The sequence below is a fragment of the Pseudoalteromonas sp. ABE4_541 genome, from assembly GCF_056312285.1.
Window position 1 is genome coordinate 284,369 of the sequence record NZ_JBSVEM010000002.1, and the last position, 15,929, is coordinate 300,297.

At 43.1% G+C, this 15,929-nt stretch carries 13 protein-coding genes; 3 read left to right on the forward strand and 10 right to left on the reverse strand.

What is annotated here, in order from left to right:
• Window positions 1-19: 19 nt before the first annotated feature.
• Window positions 20-1,087 carry an LPS export ABC transporter permease LptG gene (gene lptG / locus ACW689_RS03915; RefSeq protein ID WP_476288586.1) on the reverse strand — a complete coding sequence of 356 codons (1,068 nt, stop codon included), beginning with the start codon at window positions 1,085-1,087 and terminating at the stop codon, window positions 20-22.
• The gene (gene lptF / locus ACW689_RS03920) at window positions 1,084-2,196 is read right to left on the reverse strand and encodes an LPS export ABC transporter permease LptF (protein ID WP_476288587.1); all 1,113 of its coding nucleotides are present in this window, start codon (window positions 2,194-2,196) and stop codon (window positions 1,084-1,086) included. Before lptF ends, lptG begins: the two co-directional genes overlap by 4 nt.
• A gap of 195 nt (window positions 2,197-2,391) precedes the next feature.
• Here lptF and pepA point away from each other — a divergent pair, with 195 nt between their 5' ends.
• From pepA to ACW689_RS03935, 3 genes are all read left to right on the forward strand, one after another.
• Window positions 2,392-3,900, forward strand: a complete 1,509-nt coding sequence (gene pepA, locus ACW689_RS03925; RefSeq protein WP_476288588.1) for a leucyl aminopeptidase — start codon at window positions 2,392-2,394, stop codon at window positions 3,898-3,900.
• Between the two features lie 114 nt (window positions 3,901-4,014).
• On the forward strand, window positions 4,015-4,461 hold the full coding sequence (locus ACW689_RS03930) for a DNA polymerase III subunit chi (protein ID WP_476288589.1): 447 nt from the start codon (window positions 4,015-4,017) through the stop codon (window positions 4,459-4,461).
• Between the two features lie 23 nt (window positions 4,462-4,484).
• A complete protein-coding gene (locus ACW689_RS03935; protein ID WP_476288590.1) occupies window positions 4,485-7,331 on the forward strand; it encodes a valine--tRNA ligase in 2,847 nt (948 codons plus the stop codon).
• Window positions 7,332-7,399: 68 nt separating this feature from the next.
• On the opposite strand, the gene ACW689_RS03940 is transcribed toward ACW689_RS03935, so the two are convergent.
• From ACW689_RS03940 to ftsY, 8 genes are all read right to left on the reverse strand, one after another.
• Window positions 7,400-8,665 (reverse strand): outer membrane protein transport protein, encoded by a 1,266-nt coding sequence (locus tag ACW689_RS03940; protein ID WP_476288591.1) that lies wholly within the window; start codon window positions 8,663-8,665, stop codon window positions 7,400-7,402.
• A gap of 528 nt (window positions 8,666-9,193) precedes the next feature.
• Complete coding sequence (locus ACW689_RS03945) at window positions 9,194-10,483, reverse strand: HD-GYP domain-containing protein (protein WP_476288592.1); 1,290 nt, start codon at window positions 10,481-10,483, stop codon at window positions 9,194-9,196.
• Between the two features lie 162 nt (window positions 10,484-10,645).
• Window positions 10,646-10,981 carry a ribonuclease E inhibitor RraB gene (gene rraB, locus ACW689_RS03950; protein ID WP_476288593.1) on the reverse strand — a complete coding sequence of 112 codons (336 nt, stop codon included), beginning with the start codon at window positions 10,979-10,981 and terminating at the stop codon, window positions 10,646-10,648.
• A complete protein-coding gene (locus ACW689_RS03955) occupies window positions 10,959-11,693 on the reverse strand; it encodes a 1-acylglycerol-3-phosphate O-acyltransferase (protein WP_476288594.1) in 735 nt (244 codons plus the stop codon). The genes rraB and ACW689_RS03955 overlap by 23 nt, the downstream gene beginning before the upstream one ends.
• 124 nt (window positions 11,694-11,817) lie before the next feature.
• Window positions 11,818-12,681: an RNA polymerase sigma factor RpoH gene (gene rpoH, locus ACW689_RS03960; protein WP_476288595.1), complete on the reverse strand. Its 864-nt coding sequence runs from the start codon at window positions 12,679-12,681 to the stop codon at window positions 11,818-11,820.
• A 278-nt stretch (window positions 12,682-12,959) separates the two neighbouring features.
• Entirely contained in the window at window positions 12,960-13,886 is a 927-nt protein-coding gene (ftsX, locus tag ACW689_RS03965) for a permease-like cell division protein FtsX (protein ID WP_476288610.1), read from the reverse strand.
• Window positions 13,887-13,942: 56 nt separating this feature from the next.
• Window positions 13,943-14,620, reverse strand: a complete 678-nt coding sequence (ftsE, locus tag ACW689_RS03970) for a cell division ATP-binding protein FtsE (RefSeq protein ID WP_476288596.1) — start codon at window positions 14,618-14,620, stop codon at window positions 13,943-13,945.
• Window positions 14,621-14,682: 62 nt separating this feature from the next.
• On the reverse strand, window positions 14,683-15,929 hold a 1,247-nt coding region (gene ftsY, locus ACW689_RS03975; protein ID WP_476288597.1), incomplete at its 5' end, for a signal recognition particle-docking protein FtsY.

The following is a 15,929-nucleotide window of genomic DNA, read 5'->3' on the forward strand; positions in this document are numbered from 1 at the left end:
CATCCCGAGCCACTTACTATTAGCTATTGCGTTTGAGTAAGTAGCTCGCAACAACCACAAACAACACACTCGGCATCATTGCCCCGATAAACGCAGGCACATTATAGACCATCACAATAGGACCAAATATTTCATTGCTAAGGTGAAAAGCAAGCCCAGTCACAACGCCCATTATAATACGCGCCCCCATACTCACTGAGCGCAAAGGGCCAAAAATAAACGATAAAGCCACCAGCAGCATCACCGCTATCGTTAGAGGTTGCATTACCTTTCGCCACAGCGCTAAATCATAGCTACTGGTATCTTGTTCGTTTTGCTCAAGATACGATAAATAAGACCAAATACCTCTAAATGATAGCGCTTCAGGGTCTACAGATACCACATCGAGTTTTTCCGCTGTGAGTTGAGAATTGTAGATCTGTGACTCACGATAATGTGTGGAGATCTTGTCATCACCTAGATTAACTTCTTCAACACCATTAAAAATCCAGCCTTGTGGTACACTTTGACCTTGTAGAACTCGGGTCATTTTGGTCAATTCAAGGTCATCATTAAAGTGGTAAATACTGACATTTTTGAGATCACCCGACTTTTCTATATTGCCAATATTAATGAAGTTATTTCCGTCTTTCGCCCACACGCCTTGTTGCGCATTGAACACTTCCCCACCAAAAATAGCATTATTACGCAATTGCTTCGCTGCTCTTTCTGCTTGAGGTACGCCCCACTCTCCTAGCGCCATCATACATAGTGCCAATACAATAGCCGTTTTCATTACTGAACCAATGATTTGTAAACGAGACATTCCCGCAGCTTGCATCACAACTAATTCACTACTTGACGCAAGTGCCCCCAGTCCCGTTAATCCACCGATCAGTGCAGCCATTGGGAAAAACACCACAATATCTCCAGGCATGCTGTACAAGGTATACAACATGGCATCTACCATATCGTAGCTGCCACGACCTACAGACTTAAGTTGTTCAATATATTTGATCAGCGTATTGATGCCCACAAACACAAGTAGTGCAAACCCTGTTGTTTGCAATATGCTTCGACCTAAATACCAGTCTAATGTTTTCATCATGCTGTCGTCGCTCGCTTAGTTAGTAATGATCGAACCCAAACCCCAAACGGACGACCTTTTGCAATTAGGTAGGCACCAATAAACAATACGCTTAAATGGATCCACCATAAGCCGACTGCGGGCGGAATTTTGCCTTCAGCAACTAAAAACTTGCCTGCATTAAGTAAAATGAAATAACCCAAATACAACGAAATAGCTGGTACCAATTTGGCAAATTTACCTTGTCGCGGATTAACCACACTCAATGGCACAGCAAGCAGAGTAAGCAAGATAATTGAAATTGGGACCGACAAACGCAATTGGAACTGAGCCGCAGCTTCTGGTGTATCCATGTCCAATAACTGTAAGGTTGGAATTGCTTCTAATTTTCTTCGTTGATGCTCTATCACTTGCTCGCGGATCTGCACTTGATAGCTCGAAAATTCAGTTTTGTTGAGTGCCTGACTAAGGCCATCGGTTTCGTATCGCTTGCCATTATTGAGCACCAGTTGTTGCTCCCCTGACTCTTGCTCTATCACACGGCCTTTTTTCGCATATACAATACGTGCTGCTTGATTAGAATCTTTATTAGGCAGTTGGGCAACAAACACCTTATCAAGCTCAGTGCCTTGCTCTAAAATATTGTGCACAAATACCACCGCTTTTTCATTACCTGTTTGTTGAAAGCGACCGGCACGCAAAGCCGATAAACCGGATTCAGCTTCTGCTCGCTCCTTTAACTGATACTCTTTTTCAGATGCCCACGGTGAAATATATAAACTGACAGCGCCAGCCAAGAGCGCGAAGAAACAACTGGAAACGAGCGTCACGCGAACCACATACCACTCACTGACACCACAAGCTCTCAGCACCGTCATTTCGCTGTCTGCGTAAACACGGCTATACGCTAAAATAATGCCTAAAAACAAGCTTAATGGAAGAATATAAACAGCCAGCTGTGGGAGCTTGAGCAACAATACGGAAGCAACCAACTGTGCGGGAATGTCACCATCCGATGCATCACTTAAAATCCGAACAAACTTCTGCGAGAGAAAAATCGTCATCAATGTCAGAAACACAGCGATCTGCGATTTTAATACCTCTGCGGTTAAATAACGAAAAATTAGCAATGTTTGCCCCTATAAAACTTCGTGTTTCACTGGAATAGTGGGAGATTTTGAGTAAACTGGTTATTTTAGTCAGTTTATTATATGCCATCAAATTTAATTAGCATACCTACACGCCAGATATAATAGCGTATTTAGGTATTGATAATCTCAAAGGCATAAAGTTCAAAAAGACATAACTTAGACTCAGGAGTCGCAATGGAATTCAGCGTAAAAAGTGGTAGCCCAGAGAAGCAACGCAGCGCCTGTATTGTTGTCGGTGTATACGAGCCGCGTCGTTTATCTCCAATCGGTGAACAGCTGGATAAAATCAGTGATGGCTACATCTCAAATTTATTACGTCGTGGTGATTTAGAAGGCAAACCAGGACAAGTATTATTGCTGCATCATGTACCCAATGTGTTGAGTGAACGCGTGTTATTAGTTGGCTGCGGTAAAGAGCGTGAGCTGGATGACAAGCAATACAAACAAATCATCTCAAAAACTATTAATACATTAAATGACACAGGTTCAATGGAAGCGGTTTGCTTTTTAACGGAGCAGCACGTCAAAGGCCGTGATACCTACTGGAAAGTACGCCAAGCCGTTGAAACAACTCAAGACTGCTTATATACATTTAATCAACTCAAAAGCAAAAAAGTCGACCCACGTCGTCCACTACGTAAAATTGTTTTCAACGTACCAACACGCCGTGAACTTACCATTGGTGAAACCGCTATTGAACATGGCCTAGCCATCGCGTCAGGTGCCAAACTATGTAAAGACGTGGCGAATATGCCGCCAAACATTTGTAACCCTCGCTATCTTGGCGAGCAAGCAAAGTCTTTGGAAGAGTTCGACAATGTTTCGGTTAACTTAGTTGGCGAAAAAGAGATGGAAGAACTCGGCATGCACTCTTACCTTGCGGTAGGTCGTGGCAGTGCCAATGAATCTGTGATGTCAGTGATCCACTACAATGGTGGCGCAGAAGATCAAGCTCCTATTGTGTTTGTCGGTAAAGGCCTGACTTTTGACTCCGGTGGTATTTCTATCAAGCCAGGCGAAGCAATGGATGAAATGAAATACGACATGGGCGGTGCCGCAGGTGTCTTAGGCTTAATGCGTTCATTAGCAGAAATGCAATTACCCATCAACGTGATAGGTGTGCTTGCTGGCTGTGAAAACATGCCCAGCTCAAACGCTTATCGCCCGGGCGATATTCTGACCACTATGTCAGGTCAAACCGTTGAAGTGCTTAATACCGACGCGGAAGGTCGCTTAGTTCTTTGTGATGCGCTGACCTATGTAGAAGCATTTGAACCAGAAACCGTAGTAGATGTGGCTACGTTAACCGGCGCATGCATTGTTGCGCTTGGTGCACATGCAACAGGCCTATTATCAAACCACAACCCACTGGCTCACGACTTATTGAAAGCAGGTGAACAAAGTGGCGACCGCGCATGGCAACTACCGCTTTGGGATGATTATCAAGAACAACTTGAAAGCCCATTTGCAGATTTTACCAATTTAGGCGGTCGAGCAGCGGGTACTATTACTGCGGCGTGTTTCTTATCTAAGTTCACCAAAAAATACAATTGGGCCCACTTAGACATCGCCGGCACGGCTTGGCGCAGCGGTAAAAACAAAGGCGCCACAGGGCGACCTGTACCAATGTTAACGCAGTACTTGTTGAATAGAATCGATACCAGCGATACACCGCAAGATTAACCTCGTTACATTGATTGATGGCATGGGGTTTATGTGTCAAAATGCGAGTTTATTTTGAACGCTGAGTTTTGCCTGTAGAAATACGGCGTAACCGCCCACAATGAAGTCAACGCCATGACCATCAATGCACAGTTTAATGTGTTAAAGCATGACAATGAGCCGGATGCTAATTTACCGGCTCATTTTGATCTAGCCGCTCAAATTGCAGCAGCGCAATATCGAGCAGGTCAACGTGTGTTTATTTATGTTGAATCGCTCGAAGATGCACATGTCATTGATGAGCATTTATGGTGTTTCGACGCTGACAGTTTTGTACCACATAATTTGCAAGGAGAGGGCCCCAAAGGCGGCGCTCCTGTAGAAATTGGACAAACACCACCCGTGGGCAGACGCACTGTACTTATCAACCTTGCAACCAAACTGCCGGATTTTGTTCGTCGCTTTGCACAAGTGATTGATTTTGTACCTACTGAGCCGCAAGCCAAGCAAGCAGCCAGAGAGCGGTTTAAGTATCTACGCCAACTTGGTGCCAATATTTCAACCAAAGAAATTGAAAGTTAAAGTATTTATTAAGGTTCTGTGAAATGGATAAAACCTATAATCCACAAGATATAGAACAGTCTTTATACCAAGACTGGGAAGAAAATGGCTATTTTAAGCCATCGGGCAAAGGCGATGCTTATTCAATCATGATCCCGCCGCCAAATGTCACAGGTAGCCTACACATGGGCCACGCGTTCCAAGATACCATCATGGACACGCTTATTCGTTACAAGCGCATGAAAGGTAACAATACTTTATGGCAAGTTGGTACTGACCACGCAGGTATCGCTACACAAATGGTGGTAGAACGTAAGCTGGCAGCGGAAGAGAGCAAAACTCGCCATGACCTTGGCCGTGAAGCCTTTATCGACAAGATCTGGGAATGGAAGAACCAATCTGGCGGTACAATCACTAAACAGCTTCGTCGTTTAGGTGCCTCTGTGGATTGGGATCGTGAACGCTTTACAATGGATGAAGGCTTATCAGAAGCAGTTAAAGAAGTATTCGTTCGACTTCATAAAGAAGATCTGATCTATCGTGGTAAACGCCTAGTAAACTGGGATCCGAAATTACACACCGCTATTTCAGATTTAGAAGTTGAAAACAAAGATAAGCAAGGCCACATGTGGAACTTACGTTATCCACTTGCCGATGGCGTGAAAACACAAGATGGCAAAGATTACATCGTCGTTGCAACCACTCGTCCAGAAACCATGCTGGGTGACACAGGTGTTGCAGTCAACCCAGAAGATGAACGTTATCAAAACTTAATAGGTAAAGAAATTTTACTGCCTATTGTTAATCGCCGTATTCCAATTGTTGCCGATGAGCACGCAGATATGGAAAAAGGCACGGGTTGTGTGAAAATCACCCCAGCGCACGACTTTAACGATAATGAAGTCGGTAAGCGCCATGAGCTTCCAATGATCAACGTATTCGATAAAGATGCGGCGATTTTAACAGCTGGTGAAAGCTACACATTTGATGGCAAACCTCTTGAGTTAGACGCTCCGATCCCAGAGCGTTTCCACGGTTTAGACCGTTTCGATGCGCGTAAGCAAATCGTAGAAGAGTTCGAGCAAGCAGGCCTACTAGAAAAAATTGACGATCATAGCTTAACCGTGCCATACGGCGACCGTTCTGGCGTAGTGATCGAGCCACTATTGACTGATCAGTGGTATGTACGCGTTGCTCCGCTGGCTAAAGTTGCCACAGAAGCGGTAGAAAACGGTGAAATCCAATTCGTACCAAAACAGTACGAAAACATGTACTTCTCTTGGATGCGTGATGTTCAAGACTGGTGTATCTCTCGCCAGCTATGGTGGGGCCACCGTATCCCTGCTTGGTATGATGAACAAGGAAACGTGTATGTTGGTCGTGATGAAGCAGAAGTTCGTCGTGACAATAACATTGCCGATGATGTTGCACTTAGCCAAGACGAAGACGTATTGGATACTTGGTTCTCATCAGCTCTTTGGACTTTCTCAACGCAAGGCTGGCCAGCCAATACAGAAGATCTAAAGGTATTCCACCCATCTGATACCCTGGTTACGGGCTTTGATATTATTTTCTTCTGGGTGGCACGTATGATCATGATGACCATGCACTTCATCAAGGATGAAAATGGTAAGCCACAAGTGCCATTTAAAACCGTATACGTAACCGGTCTTATACGTGATGAAAATGGCGATAAGATGTCAAAATCAAAAGGTAACGTACTTGATCCTTTAGATATGATCGATGGTATCGATCTTGAAAGCCTTGTTGAAAAGCGCACTGGTAACATGATGCAACCGCAACTAGCGAAAAAGATCGAAAAGAACACACGTAAAACCTTTGCTGACGGCATCGAGCCACATGGTACAGACGCGCTGCGCTTTACTTTAGCGGCAATGGCCTCTACTGGCCGTGACATCAATTGGGATATGAACCGCCTAGAAGGCTACCGTAACTTCTGTAACAAGCTATGGAACGCAAGCCGCTACGTACTCATGAATACCGAAGAGCAAGATTGTGGCTTTAACGACGCAACTAAAGAGTATTCTTTGGCAGATCGTTGGATCTTAGGTCAGTTCCAGAACACGGTGAAAATATTCAGTGAGCATCTAGATAACTATCGCTTCGACTTAGCGGCGAACACTATCTATGAATTCACCTGGAACCAATTCTGTGACTGGTACCTAGAGCTGACTAAGCCAATCTTATTCAAAGGCAACGAGGCGCAACAGCGTGGTACACGCCATACCTTGATCACCGTGTTAGAAGGTTTGTTACGCTTAATGCATCCGCTTATGCCGTACATCACCGAAACTATCTGGAAGCGTGTTGCACCACTTGCAAACATTGATACGAAAACCATCATGTTAGAAAGCTTCCCTGAATTTGATTCGAGCCAAGTAGATGAGACAGCAATGGCTGATCTTGAGTGGGTGAAGCAATTCATTCTTGCCATTCGTAATATCCGTGGTGAAATGGATATTAGCCCTAACAAACCGCTTAACGTGCTGCTCGCTAAAGCGGACGAGCAAGACTTGCGTCGCTTAGAAGATAATAAAGCCTTCTTAAGTGCACTGGCGAAACTTGAAAGCTTTAAAGTACTGGATAGTGCGGATGAAGCACCAGCAAGTGCCACAGCATTTATTGGTAACCTTGAGATCATGATCCCAATGGCAGGCCTAATCGATGTTGAAGCCGAACTTGCACGTATCGCCAAGCAGCTTGAAAAAGCGCAAAAAGGCTTAGAGCAAGTAGAGAAGAAGTTAGCAAATGAAAAGTTTGTGAACAATGCACCAGAGGCTGTACTTGCGAAAGAGAAAGAAAAACTCGCCGAGTTTTCTGATGCTAAAGCGAAACTGTTAGAGCAAAAAGCAAAAATAGAAAGCTTATAATTATCAAGCTTCACAAAAAAGGGCACATTGCGTGCCCTTTTTAATTTCTTATGAAATCAAACTATGTTTTAGAAACTAAGGTTATACTGAATCCCCATAACAGTCGCATGACCTTTTGATTCAAAGCCCCATTCCTGACCTAAGTTATCTTTCTCAATAAAGTTTTGAGTTTTACCACGTAAAATACTTAAGCCAAAATCGATTGAACTGAGCTCATTCAAGCTATACTGCGCACCAAACGAGTACCACATACGATCAGTATCCGGAATAGAGATAGACAAATGGTATTCATCTGCTGGCGATTCATCATAGGCGATGCCCGCGCGTAATTTCAACTCAGTGCTACATTGGTGGTCCATGCCCACAGAATAACGCAACGAGTTAGAGAAGTTTTCATCTTTGCTAAATACGGTACCACGCCCTTCTACTTGTGCTTCAAGCGTTTTAAAACTGCTCCACCCCGTCCAAAGTACACTGTAGTGTAATGTGTTTTTCTCATCCACCGAGTGAGAACCTGAAAATTCAGCAATTGCAGGTAAGGTTAGCTCCACAAAGCCAGGAGAAGCTTGGCCTTGGGTACCATAAAATGGTGCGCCTGCAGGTAATTGATTACTAAACTCTCCATCAAAACGAATATCCGTTTCGCTACGGTAGTGAAAACCAAAGCGGCTGTTGTCGTCCAGTTGATAACTTAAACCAAGATTCCAGCCATAGCCTGTGTCATCTCCTTCCAAGTGAACCGCTTGGGTTTGCGCTGGCACCGGCAATGGAGAAGCACCAAATGTACGTATAATCTTTGCATCGGCGTATACATGATTGATGCCTAAGGCAACGGTCAATACGTCTGACACTTTATAAGATGCACTTAGATTGGCATTGACGGTCACAATTTCAGTTTCACCCGCAAGCTGTCCAGCAGCGTAATCATTTGCAAACTCTGTGGCCAAGCCAAACTGAGAATATAACCCCATACCCACAGATACTTTATCAGTGAGCGGTGTTGTAAAATAGGCGGCAGGTACAATTGCATTTGGCGCAATACTTGATTCATCTAAGGCGCTCGGAGACACACCATTATTTGTAGATGTACCACGTAAGCTTACATCTGGCTCCACGAACATCGCACCGATACTGACTTGCGCAGTATCAAACTGACTCATTAAAGCCGGGTTACGTGCAACCACAGATGCATCATCAGCAGCTGATGCTTCACCTGCATAAGCACGACCTAGACCTGATACATTTTGCTCCGCCAGTTGAAAAGCCGCAGCAAAAGCGTGTGAAGAAACAAGCATCAAACTTGATGCTAATACAGTTTTCTTAAATACAGACATTTTTCAATCCCATGTGTAAATTCACATTTTTAAAACGCTGTCACACTACCTAAAACTCATAAAAAAAGCTTTAAATTAGAGATATAACTCTAATCAAATGAACACTTTTCAATCAAAAGATAAAAAACAGTTTCCTAATTAGATAGAAAATAGCAAAAAACCGCATTTGATATTAATTCTCATTTGCATTGACTCGAGTAATGCTATCCCTTAAACTCTCTTTACCAAGCTGAAAAGGTGATTCAATTATGTTACTTCTGATACTCAATGCGTTACTATTTTCGGGAATAAGTGTTTACTTTTGGTGTAGAGCGACATATTGCGCTTGCCATAACGCAGGCCAATGCGACAACCCCATCAGCTCATATTGGCTAGGCTGCATTTTGGGCTCACTGGTTTCTTTAGCAAGTTGCTGCTTTGCATTGCACTCTGAGAAAGGCAGTTTACTGTGGTTGACATTAACGATGAGCTGTTTATTTGGAGCGATGATGTCACAAAAATTGCAAAAACGCGCACAATGTAAAAAGTCTAAACCAACAAGTGCTCTTTTAATAAACGAGATAAATTAATTTGATAATCTAGCGGCCGAACGCTTGCGATAATTTTCACATCATTATTGTCCAAACTACTTAAATCTAACTCTTTGGCTGTAATGTGATGCATATGCTTGGTGTTATAAAATACCCTGACATGAGGTGAAGTTGGCGCCTTTTGGTTACCTTCCAATACCAACGCTAAACGCTCATTAGTTAACTTAACAATGGTCCCTACAGGATGTACACCCAAACATTTTATAAAGCGCTGAACTAGTTCAGGGTCAAACTTCTCTTTATTTGATAATAAATAACGCAGGGCATGAACAGGCTCATCTCCTTGCTGATAGGGACGCTCCGATGTCATCGCATCATAAACGTCGACAATTGCCATGATCCTCGCTGCTTTGCTGATCTGCATCCCCTTCAAACGTCTTGGATAACCACTGCCATCTAATCGTTCATGATGGTTGACGACCATATCCATGATCATGGGGGTAACACCAACTTCACCTTTAATGAGTCCCAGAGAGTGCACCACATGCTTTTTTACGGCCTTATATTCCAGCTCGTTGAGCTGATCTTGCTTATTCACCAAACCTTGAGGTAAGCGAGCATGCCCAATGTCATGCAACATCGCACCCGTTGCTAATTGCTGGATCAGTGATAAGGATAAACCTAAGTATTTACCAAATACACTGATCAAAATGGCGCAGTTGATCATGTGACGCCAGTTATAGCCTTCTTTATCCTGTAGCCGAGTTAGAATAGCCATCGCATTTGAGTTTCGAAGTACTGAGTCAACGATCTCTTTACTGATCTCATTGATCAACCCAACGTCGATTTTCATGCCCGATGTAATATCGCCATACAGGCCTTGTATTTTTCGGTTATGGAGCTCAAAAGCTTGGCTGGCAAAAGCAAACTCTTTTTCAAGAGACGCTGGTTCATCATTTTTTTTCGCACGGCGAGCTCTAGGCTTATTTGGTTCTTCTTGTAGCGCTCGACTTCGGCGCCTTAGTGGCGAATCACGAGTAACTGATTGTGGTTTGGTACGCGCTTTTTTCTCAATTTGTTGTCGATATTTTTCAGGAATGGCTATTTCACTGAGGGAAAAGTCAATATTGAGTTCTAACACGCCCTCAGCAGATAACTTCTCAATTATTGCGATATCTCGAACCATCCCTCGCGATTTGATTTTGACACCCGCATCCGAGCGCTGTTTATGAACACTGTCCACAAACATGCCTGGTTTTAGCTCAGAAATTGGCAATGTAACTCGCATAGCAGGATCAATTTTAGACGACAACAAGTACGATTAATAGCACTTTTTGACCCTTAGAGTCTATATTTTACCAATTAAATAATGATTAACTACTAGAAAAGTGCAATAAAGCTGTTAAGTGCAAAGTATTATTTGCACTTAACATCAATGCATTAGAAACGGCTATTCTTGAAAGTAAGTGCCCCAGCCATCATATTCGACGCCATGCTCTAAAGCCAATACCGCGAGCTTATCAACATCTTCCATAATGACATCGGCGTCAAGTTCAGCTTCAACAACAACATCAAAACCCCAAATTTTAGAACCATCTTCTAACTCTAGCTCTGCTGGATCTTCTACATCGTAACCCAATTTAAATGCCGCCAAAGCCGCATTTTCTAACTTTTTGAAGTCTTCACATACAAAGTGATGCTCCACTTCATAGAGCTTATCTGTCGCAGAGCCATCTTCAATAAGCGACTCAACGATGTCTTCACTAATTTCGCGCCAATTTTCCATTATTTTCTCTCACTTTCACATCAAGTTGAGCGATGCGTTCCGCCATTTGTTTGTGGACCGTTTTCGCGTGCTCACGCGCACTGATCTCTTTATCAAGATTTACAGGCGCCAAAATATCAATGTAGATTGTACCATTATCCCAGCGGTTTAGTTTAATACAATCACTGGTACTATTCATACACACTGGTACTATTGGTACCTCTGCATTCATGGCGGTATGGAATGCGCCAGTTTTAAAGGGTAATAAACCACGACCATAACTTCGCGTACCTTCTGGAAACATCCAAATAGATAGCCCTTTTTGTTTAATTTTCAGCGTTGATTTACCCAAAGTTCCCATCGCTTTCGTGCGATTGCTTCTGTTAATCAAAATGTTGCCTGATAACCAATATAGCTGACCAAAAAATGGGATCCACTTCAGGCTCTTTTTACCCATACTCACTGTTTTCTCTGGTACAACCGCTGGTAAGGTGAAAAGATCATAGTTATTTTGGTGGTTGGCCACATATACAGATGGCCCAACATTGATGCTGTCAGGGTGATAACTTACTTCCAGTTTAACACCTATCACACGCGACATTTTTCCAAACCAACGAGCGATTGTGTGTACATTATTAGGGTGAAAAGGGCGAACTAAGCAAAGCAATAAGCCAAAAGCACAGCTAAAAATAATGAACAATGCCATTGCTATCACGCGTAATACTGCTAACAAAATGTTGTCTCCTCATAATTGAAGACGCATTATAATCAAACTAGCGAACACTTGTAAGCTCAAAATAAATGACAAGCACAAAAAAGCCGCTAACAAGTTAGCGGCTTTTTCACAAATCTGGAAATTAGCTCATCGCTGTTTGCAGCTTTTTCATTGCTGACTTTTCTAATTGTCTAACACGTTCAGCAGACACATTGTACTTTGCAGCAAGATCTTGCAAGGTTGCTTTCTCATCAGCTAACCAACGTGCACTAATAATATCTTGCGAGCGCTCGTCCAAAGTTTTCAATGCTCGGAACAAGCGGTTTTGAGATTGCTCTTGCCACTGCTCTTCTTCAACAACATCAGCTAGGTCACTACTTGTATCTGTTAGATATTGAACTGGTGAAAAGCTTGTTGATGGCGCATCATCATTTTCATCTTGGCTAAGATCAAAACCCATGTCTTGGCCACTCATACGTGATTCCATTTCACGTACTTCTTTTTCACTCACACCAAGCTCATTAGCTACTGTAGTTACTTCTTCTTGGTTAAACCAACCCAAACGCTTTTTGTTTTTGCGTAAGTTGAAGAATAATTTACGTTGTGCTTTGGTCGTAGCGACTTTCACAATACGCCAGTTTTTCAGAACGTATTCATGAATTTCAGCCTTAATCCAATGCACTGCAAAAGATACTAATCGAACACCGACTTCAGGATTAAAACGTTTAACAGCCTTCATCAGACCAATGTTACCCTCTTGGATAAGGTCCGCTTGTGGTAAACCATATCCAGCATAACTTTTTGCAATGTGGGCAACAAAGCGAAGGTGAGAAACGATGAGTTGTTTAGCTGCTTCCAGATCCCCTTCTTGTTGAAGGCGAGTGGCCAACACCTTTTCCTGCTCGGCATCAAGCATAGGTATGGCGCTTACTGTCTGTAAGTAACCATCTAAACTTGCGCTTTGCTGGCTTGTTGTCAGTGCTAATGCATATAAATCTTTACTCATTTTTCACCTCAGTGATAAATCTTTCAGTCCATATTAGCACTCTTCAATCAAGAGTGCTAATGCGACTATAATATTTTTCTCGAAGAAAAAGCAAGCTTTTTCTAAAAATTTTCATCTTAAATTTAAATGATTGATTTTTATTAAATAATTATTAGAAATGATGAGAGCACATCCTGATATTCATCAAGTAGTAATGTGCTCGCATGACTTAATTATGACAAAACATAGCCTTGTCAAAAGGTAAATATTGTCCTTTTACGAAGGATAAAACAGCGCGGTCAAACCTTATCTGGCTCTATGTCTTTGATATAGCGGTGAACTGATAAAAACGATCCTCCAAATCCTAACACTATCGCCAAAAGCAAAAGAATCAAAAGTTCATTAGCATTCAAGCCAAGCAACACAAATGAGCTTTGGTAGACTCCTGCAACCATAGCTACCGCCGACTCTAACCACCAAAGCATCAAAGCAACGCTAATGAAAGCCACCAATCCACCCACAATGCCATACCATATACCAGTCCAGATAAATGGAGTATGAATAAAGGTATTAGTCGCGCCAACAAGTTTCAGTACTTGGATCTCTTCTTTTTTATCCATTATCGATAAGCGTATGGTATTACCAATAATTAAAATCACCGCACTGAGTAGTAATAGTGCAATAGTCACGACACTCTCTTTTAATAAGCTCAAAAGTGCATTCAGGCGTTCTAACCACTCAATATCGAGTTTACCAAATTCCACCTCGCGTTCTTTTTCAAGCTTATCCAGCAACTGTTGTGCAGCTTGTGGTTTGCGATAACGGCTGGTAGGTGTAACCAATACGACATTAGGTAGCGGGTTTTCTTCCAAATAATCCAACGCTTGGCCAAACCCAGACACACGCTTAAATTCATCCAAAGCTTGCGATTTAGAAATCAGTTTCACCTGCTCCACTTCAGGGTAGAGCCCCAAGCGCTTCACGAGTGTTTGTGTTTGCTGCTCAGTCATTGACTCTTTTACAAATAGTGAGATCTCAGCCGCATCATTAAATCCGCTACTAACCTGCTGGACGTTTTTTACCACTATGTACAAGGTTGCAGGCAAGGTTAGACTCAAACCCAGTACTAAAATCGTCATTAAAGACGCCATAGGCGTTCGCCACATCTCACCTAAGCTATTGACACCTTGTCTTAGGACCGTCACTACAAAAAAGTAAGTTTTCATCAACCAAGACTTATTTTGGCTACTAGTCTGCGCATCTCGACCTTTGAATAGCAAACTCATATCCCCGCCTCCTTCAAAGGATCTTGGCTCATGCGGCCATGATTAAGCGTTAAACTGCGATATTTCATGCGTGCAATCAACCCGAGGTCGTGCGTTGCAATGAGCACAGCCGTACCATGTCGGTTGAAATCCTCAAATAAGCGTAAGATCTCCATCGATAATTCAGGATCAAGGTTACCCGTTGGTTCGTCTGCAAGCAGTAATGGAGGGGAGTTTACTATCGCGCGAGCAATACCGACACGTTGCTGCTCACCACCCGATAACGTACTTGGCTGGCAACGCACTTTGTCCAATAGCCCGACTTTATCCAAAGCAGCGTGTACTCGTTTCGTAATATGCTTATGATGCATGCCTTCAATCACCAAAGGCAACGCAACATTATCAAAAACATTGTAGCGTTCGAGTAAACGGTGATTTTGAAAAATAATACCAATATCTCGACGAACATACGGGATCTGCCGATTGCTTACCGTATTTAAATCAACACCATTAATAGAAACACGCCCGGCGGAAGGACGCTCCATAACACTGATCAATTTCAATAACGTACTTTTACCCGCGCCACTGTGACCGGTCAAAAATGCTAGCTCACCATTGGCCAATTCAAAGCTCACTTTTTCAAGTGCTCTGTGACCGCCAGGGTAGGTTTTACTGACTTGCTCAAATTTGATCATGTTAGGCCTGCTTATAATTGTTTTTTAGACCAAAGAAAGGGAGCATACACTCCCTCAATTTATTACTCATCGTCGTTGCTAAATAACGCGTCTATAAAGTCATCGCTTTTAAAGGTACGCAGATCATCAATGCCTTCACCTACACCAATGTAACGAATAGGCACTTGGAACTTATCTGCTACAGCAAAGATCACCCCACCTTTAGCAGTTCCGTCTAACTTAGTTAACGTGATCCCCGTTAAACCAACCGCTTGATTAAATAGGTTCACTTGACTAATTGCATTTTGCCCCGTACCTGCATCAATCGTTAACATCACTTCATGTGGCGCATCTGGATCAAGTTTCTTCATGACTCGGGCGATTTTCTCAAGTTCTTGCATTAAATTGTCTTTATTCTGCAAACGTCCGGCTGTATCAGCAATTAATACATCCACATTACGTGCCTTTGCCGCTTGGAATGCATCAAAAACCACTGAGGCACTATCTGCGCCAGTGTGTTGTGCCACAACTGGAATATCATTTCGTTCGCCCCACACTTGCAGCTGTTCAACTGCCGCAGCTCTAAAGGTATCACCTGCAGCCAGCATCACTGACTTACCTTGTTGTTGGAATTGCTTTGCAAGTTTACCGATAGTGGTCGTTTTACCAACTCCATTCACGCCAACCATCAAAATAACAAACGGTTTTTTATTTTCAGGGATAACGAGTGGCTGCTCAGCTTCTTTTAGCATCTCGGCCATTTCTTGCTTCATCAGCTCATATAAAGCGTCACCGTCTTTTAGCTGCTTACGATCCGCTGCATCAGTTAAATTATCAATCAGCTTCATGGTGGTATCTACACCAAGATCTGCGGTTAATAACTGGGTTTCAAGTTCTTCAAATAAATCATCATCAATTTTCTTTCCTTTAAAAATTGACGCGATCCCCGATCCAAGATTTACTTTGGTTTTCAGTAACCCCTTCTTTAAACGAGAGAAGAAGCCTTCTTTTTTCGGTTTTTCTTTTGACGCTTGCTCTGCCGCTTCTTTTTCTGCTTGGGCTTTTGCCTCAGCTTCTGCCGCTATGCGTTGACGCTCGGCTTCTTCACGCGCCGCTTGCTCTGCGGCTTCTTTTTCTGCTTGGGCTTTTGCCTCCGCTTCTGCCGCTAAGCGTTGACGTTCGGCTTCTTCACGCGCCGCTTGCTCTGCCGCTTCTTTTTCTGCTTGGGCTTTTGCCTCGGCTTCTGCCGCTATGCGTTGACGCTCGGCTTCTTCACGCGCCGCTTGCTCTGCGGCTTCTTTTTCTGCTTGGGCTTTTGCCTCCGCTTCTG

What these genes read in the sequence shown, in the direction of transcription:
- lptG (WP_476288586.1), bottom strand. Translation starts at nt 1,087, where the DNA reads ATGATGAAAACATTAGACTGGTATTTAGGTCGAAGCATATTGCAAACA.
- pepA (WP_476288588.1), top strand. Translation starts at nt 2,392, where the DNA reads ATGGAATTCAGCGTAAAAAGTGGTAGCCCAGAGAAGCAACGCAGCGCC.
- ACW689_RS03930 (WP_476288589.1), top strand. Translation starts at nt 4,015, where the DNA reads ATGACCATCAATGCACAGTTTAATGTGTTAAAGCATGACAATGAGCCG.
- ACW689_RS03935 (WP_476288590.1), top strand. Translation starts at nt 4,485, where the DNA reads ATGGATAAAACCTATAATCCACAAGATATAGAACAGTCTTTATACCAA.
- ACW689_RS03940 (WP_476288591.1), bottom strand. Translation starts at nt 8,665, where the DNA reads ATGTCTGTATTTAAGAAAACTGTATTAGCATCAAGTTTGATGCTTGTT.
- ACW689_RS03945 (WP_476288592.1), bottom strand. Translation starts at nt 10,483, where the DNA reads ATGCGAGTTACATTGCCAATTTCTGAGCTAAAACCAGGCATGTTTGTG.
- rraB (WP_476288593.1), bottom strand. Translation starts at nt 10,981, where the DNA reads ATGGAAAATTGGCGCGAAATTAGTGAAGACATCGTTGAGTCGCTTATT.
- rpoH (WP_476288595.1), bottom strand. Translation starts at nt 12,681, where the DNA reads ATGAGTAAAGATTTATATGCATTAGCACTGACAACAAGCCAGCAAAGC.
- ftsX (WP_476288610.1), bottom strand. Translation starts at nt 13,886, where the DNA reads ATGAAAACTTACTTTTTTGTAGTGACGGTCCTAAGACAAGGTGTCAAT.
- ftsE (WP_476288596.1), bottom strand. Translation starts at nt 14,620, where the DNA reads ATGATCAAATTTGAGCAAGTCAGTAAAACCTACCCTGGCGGTCACAGA.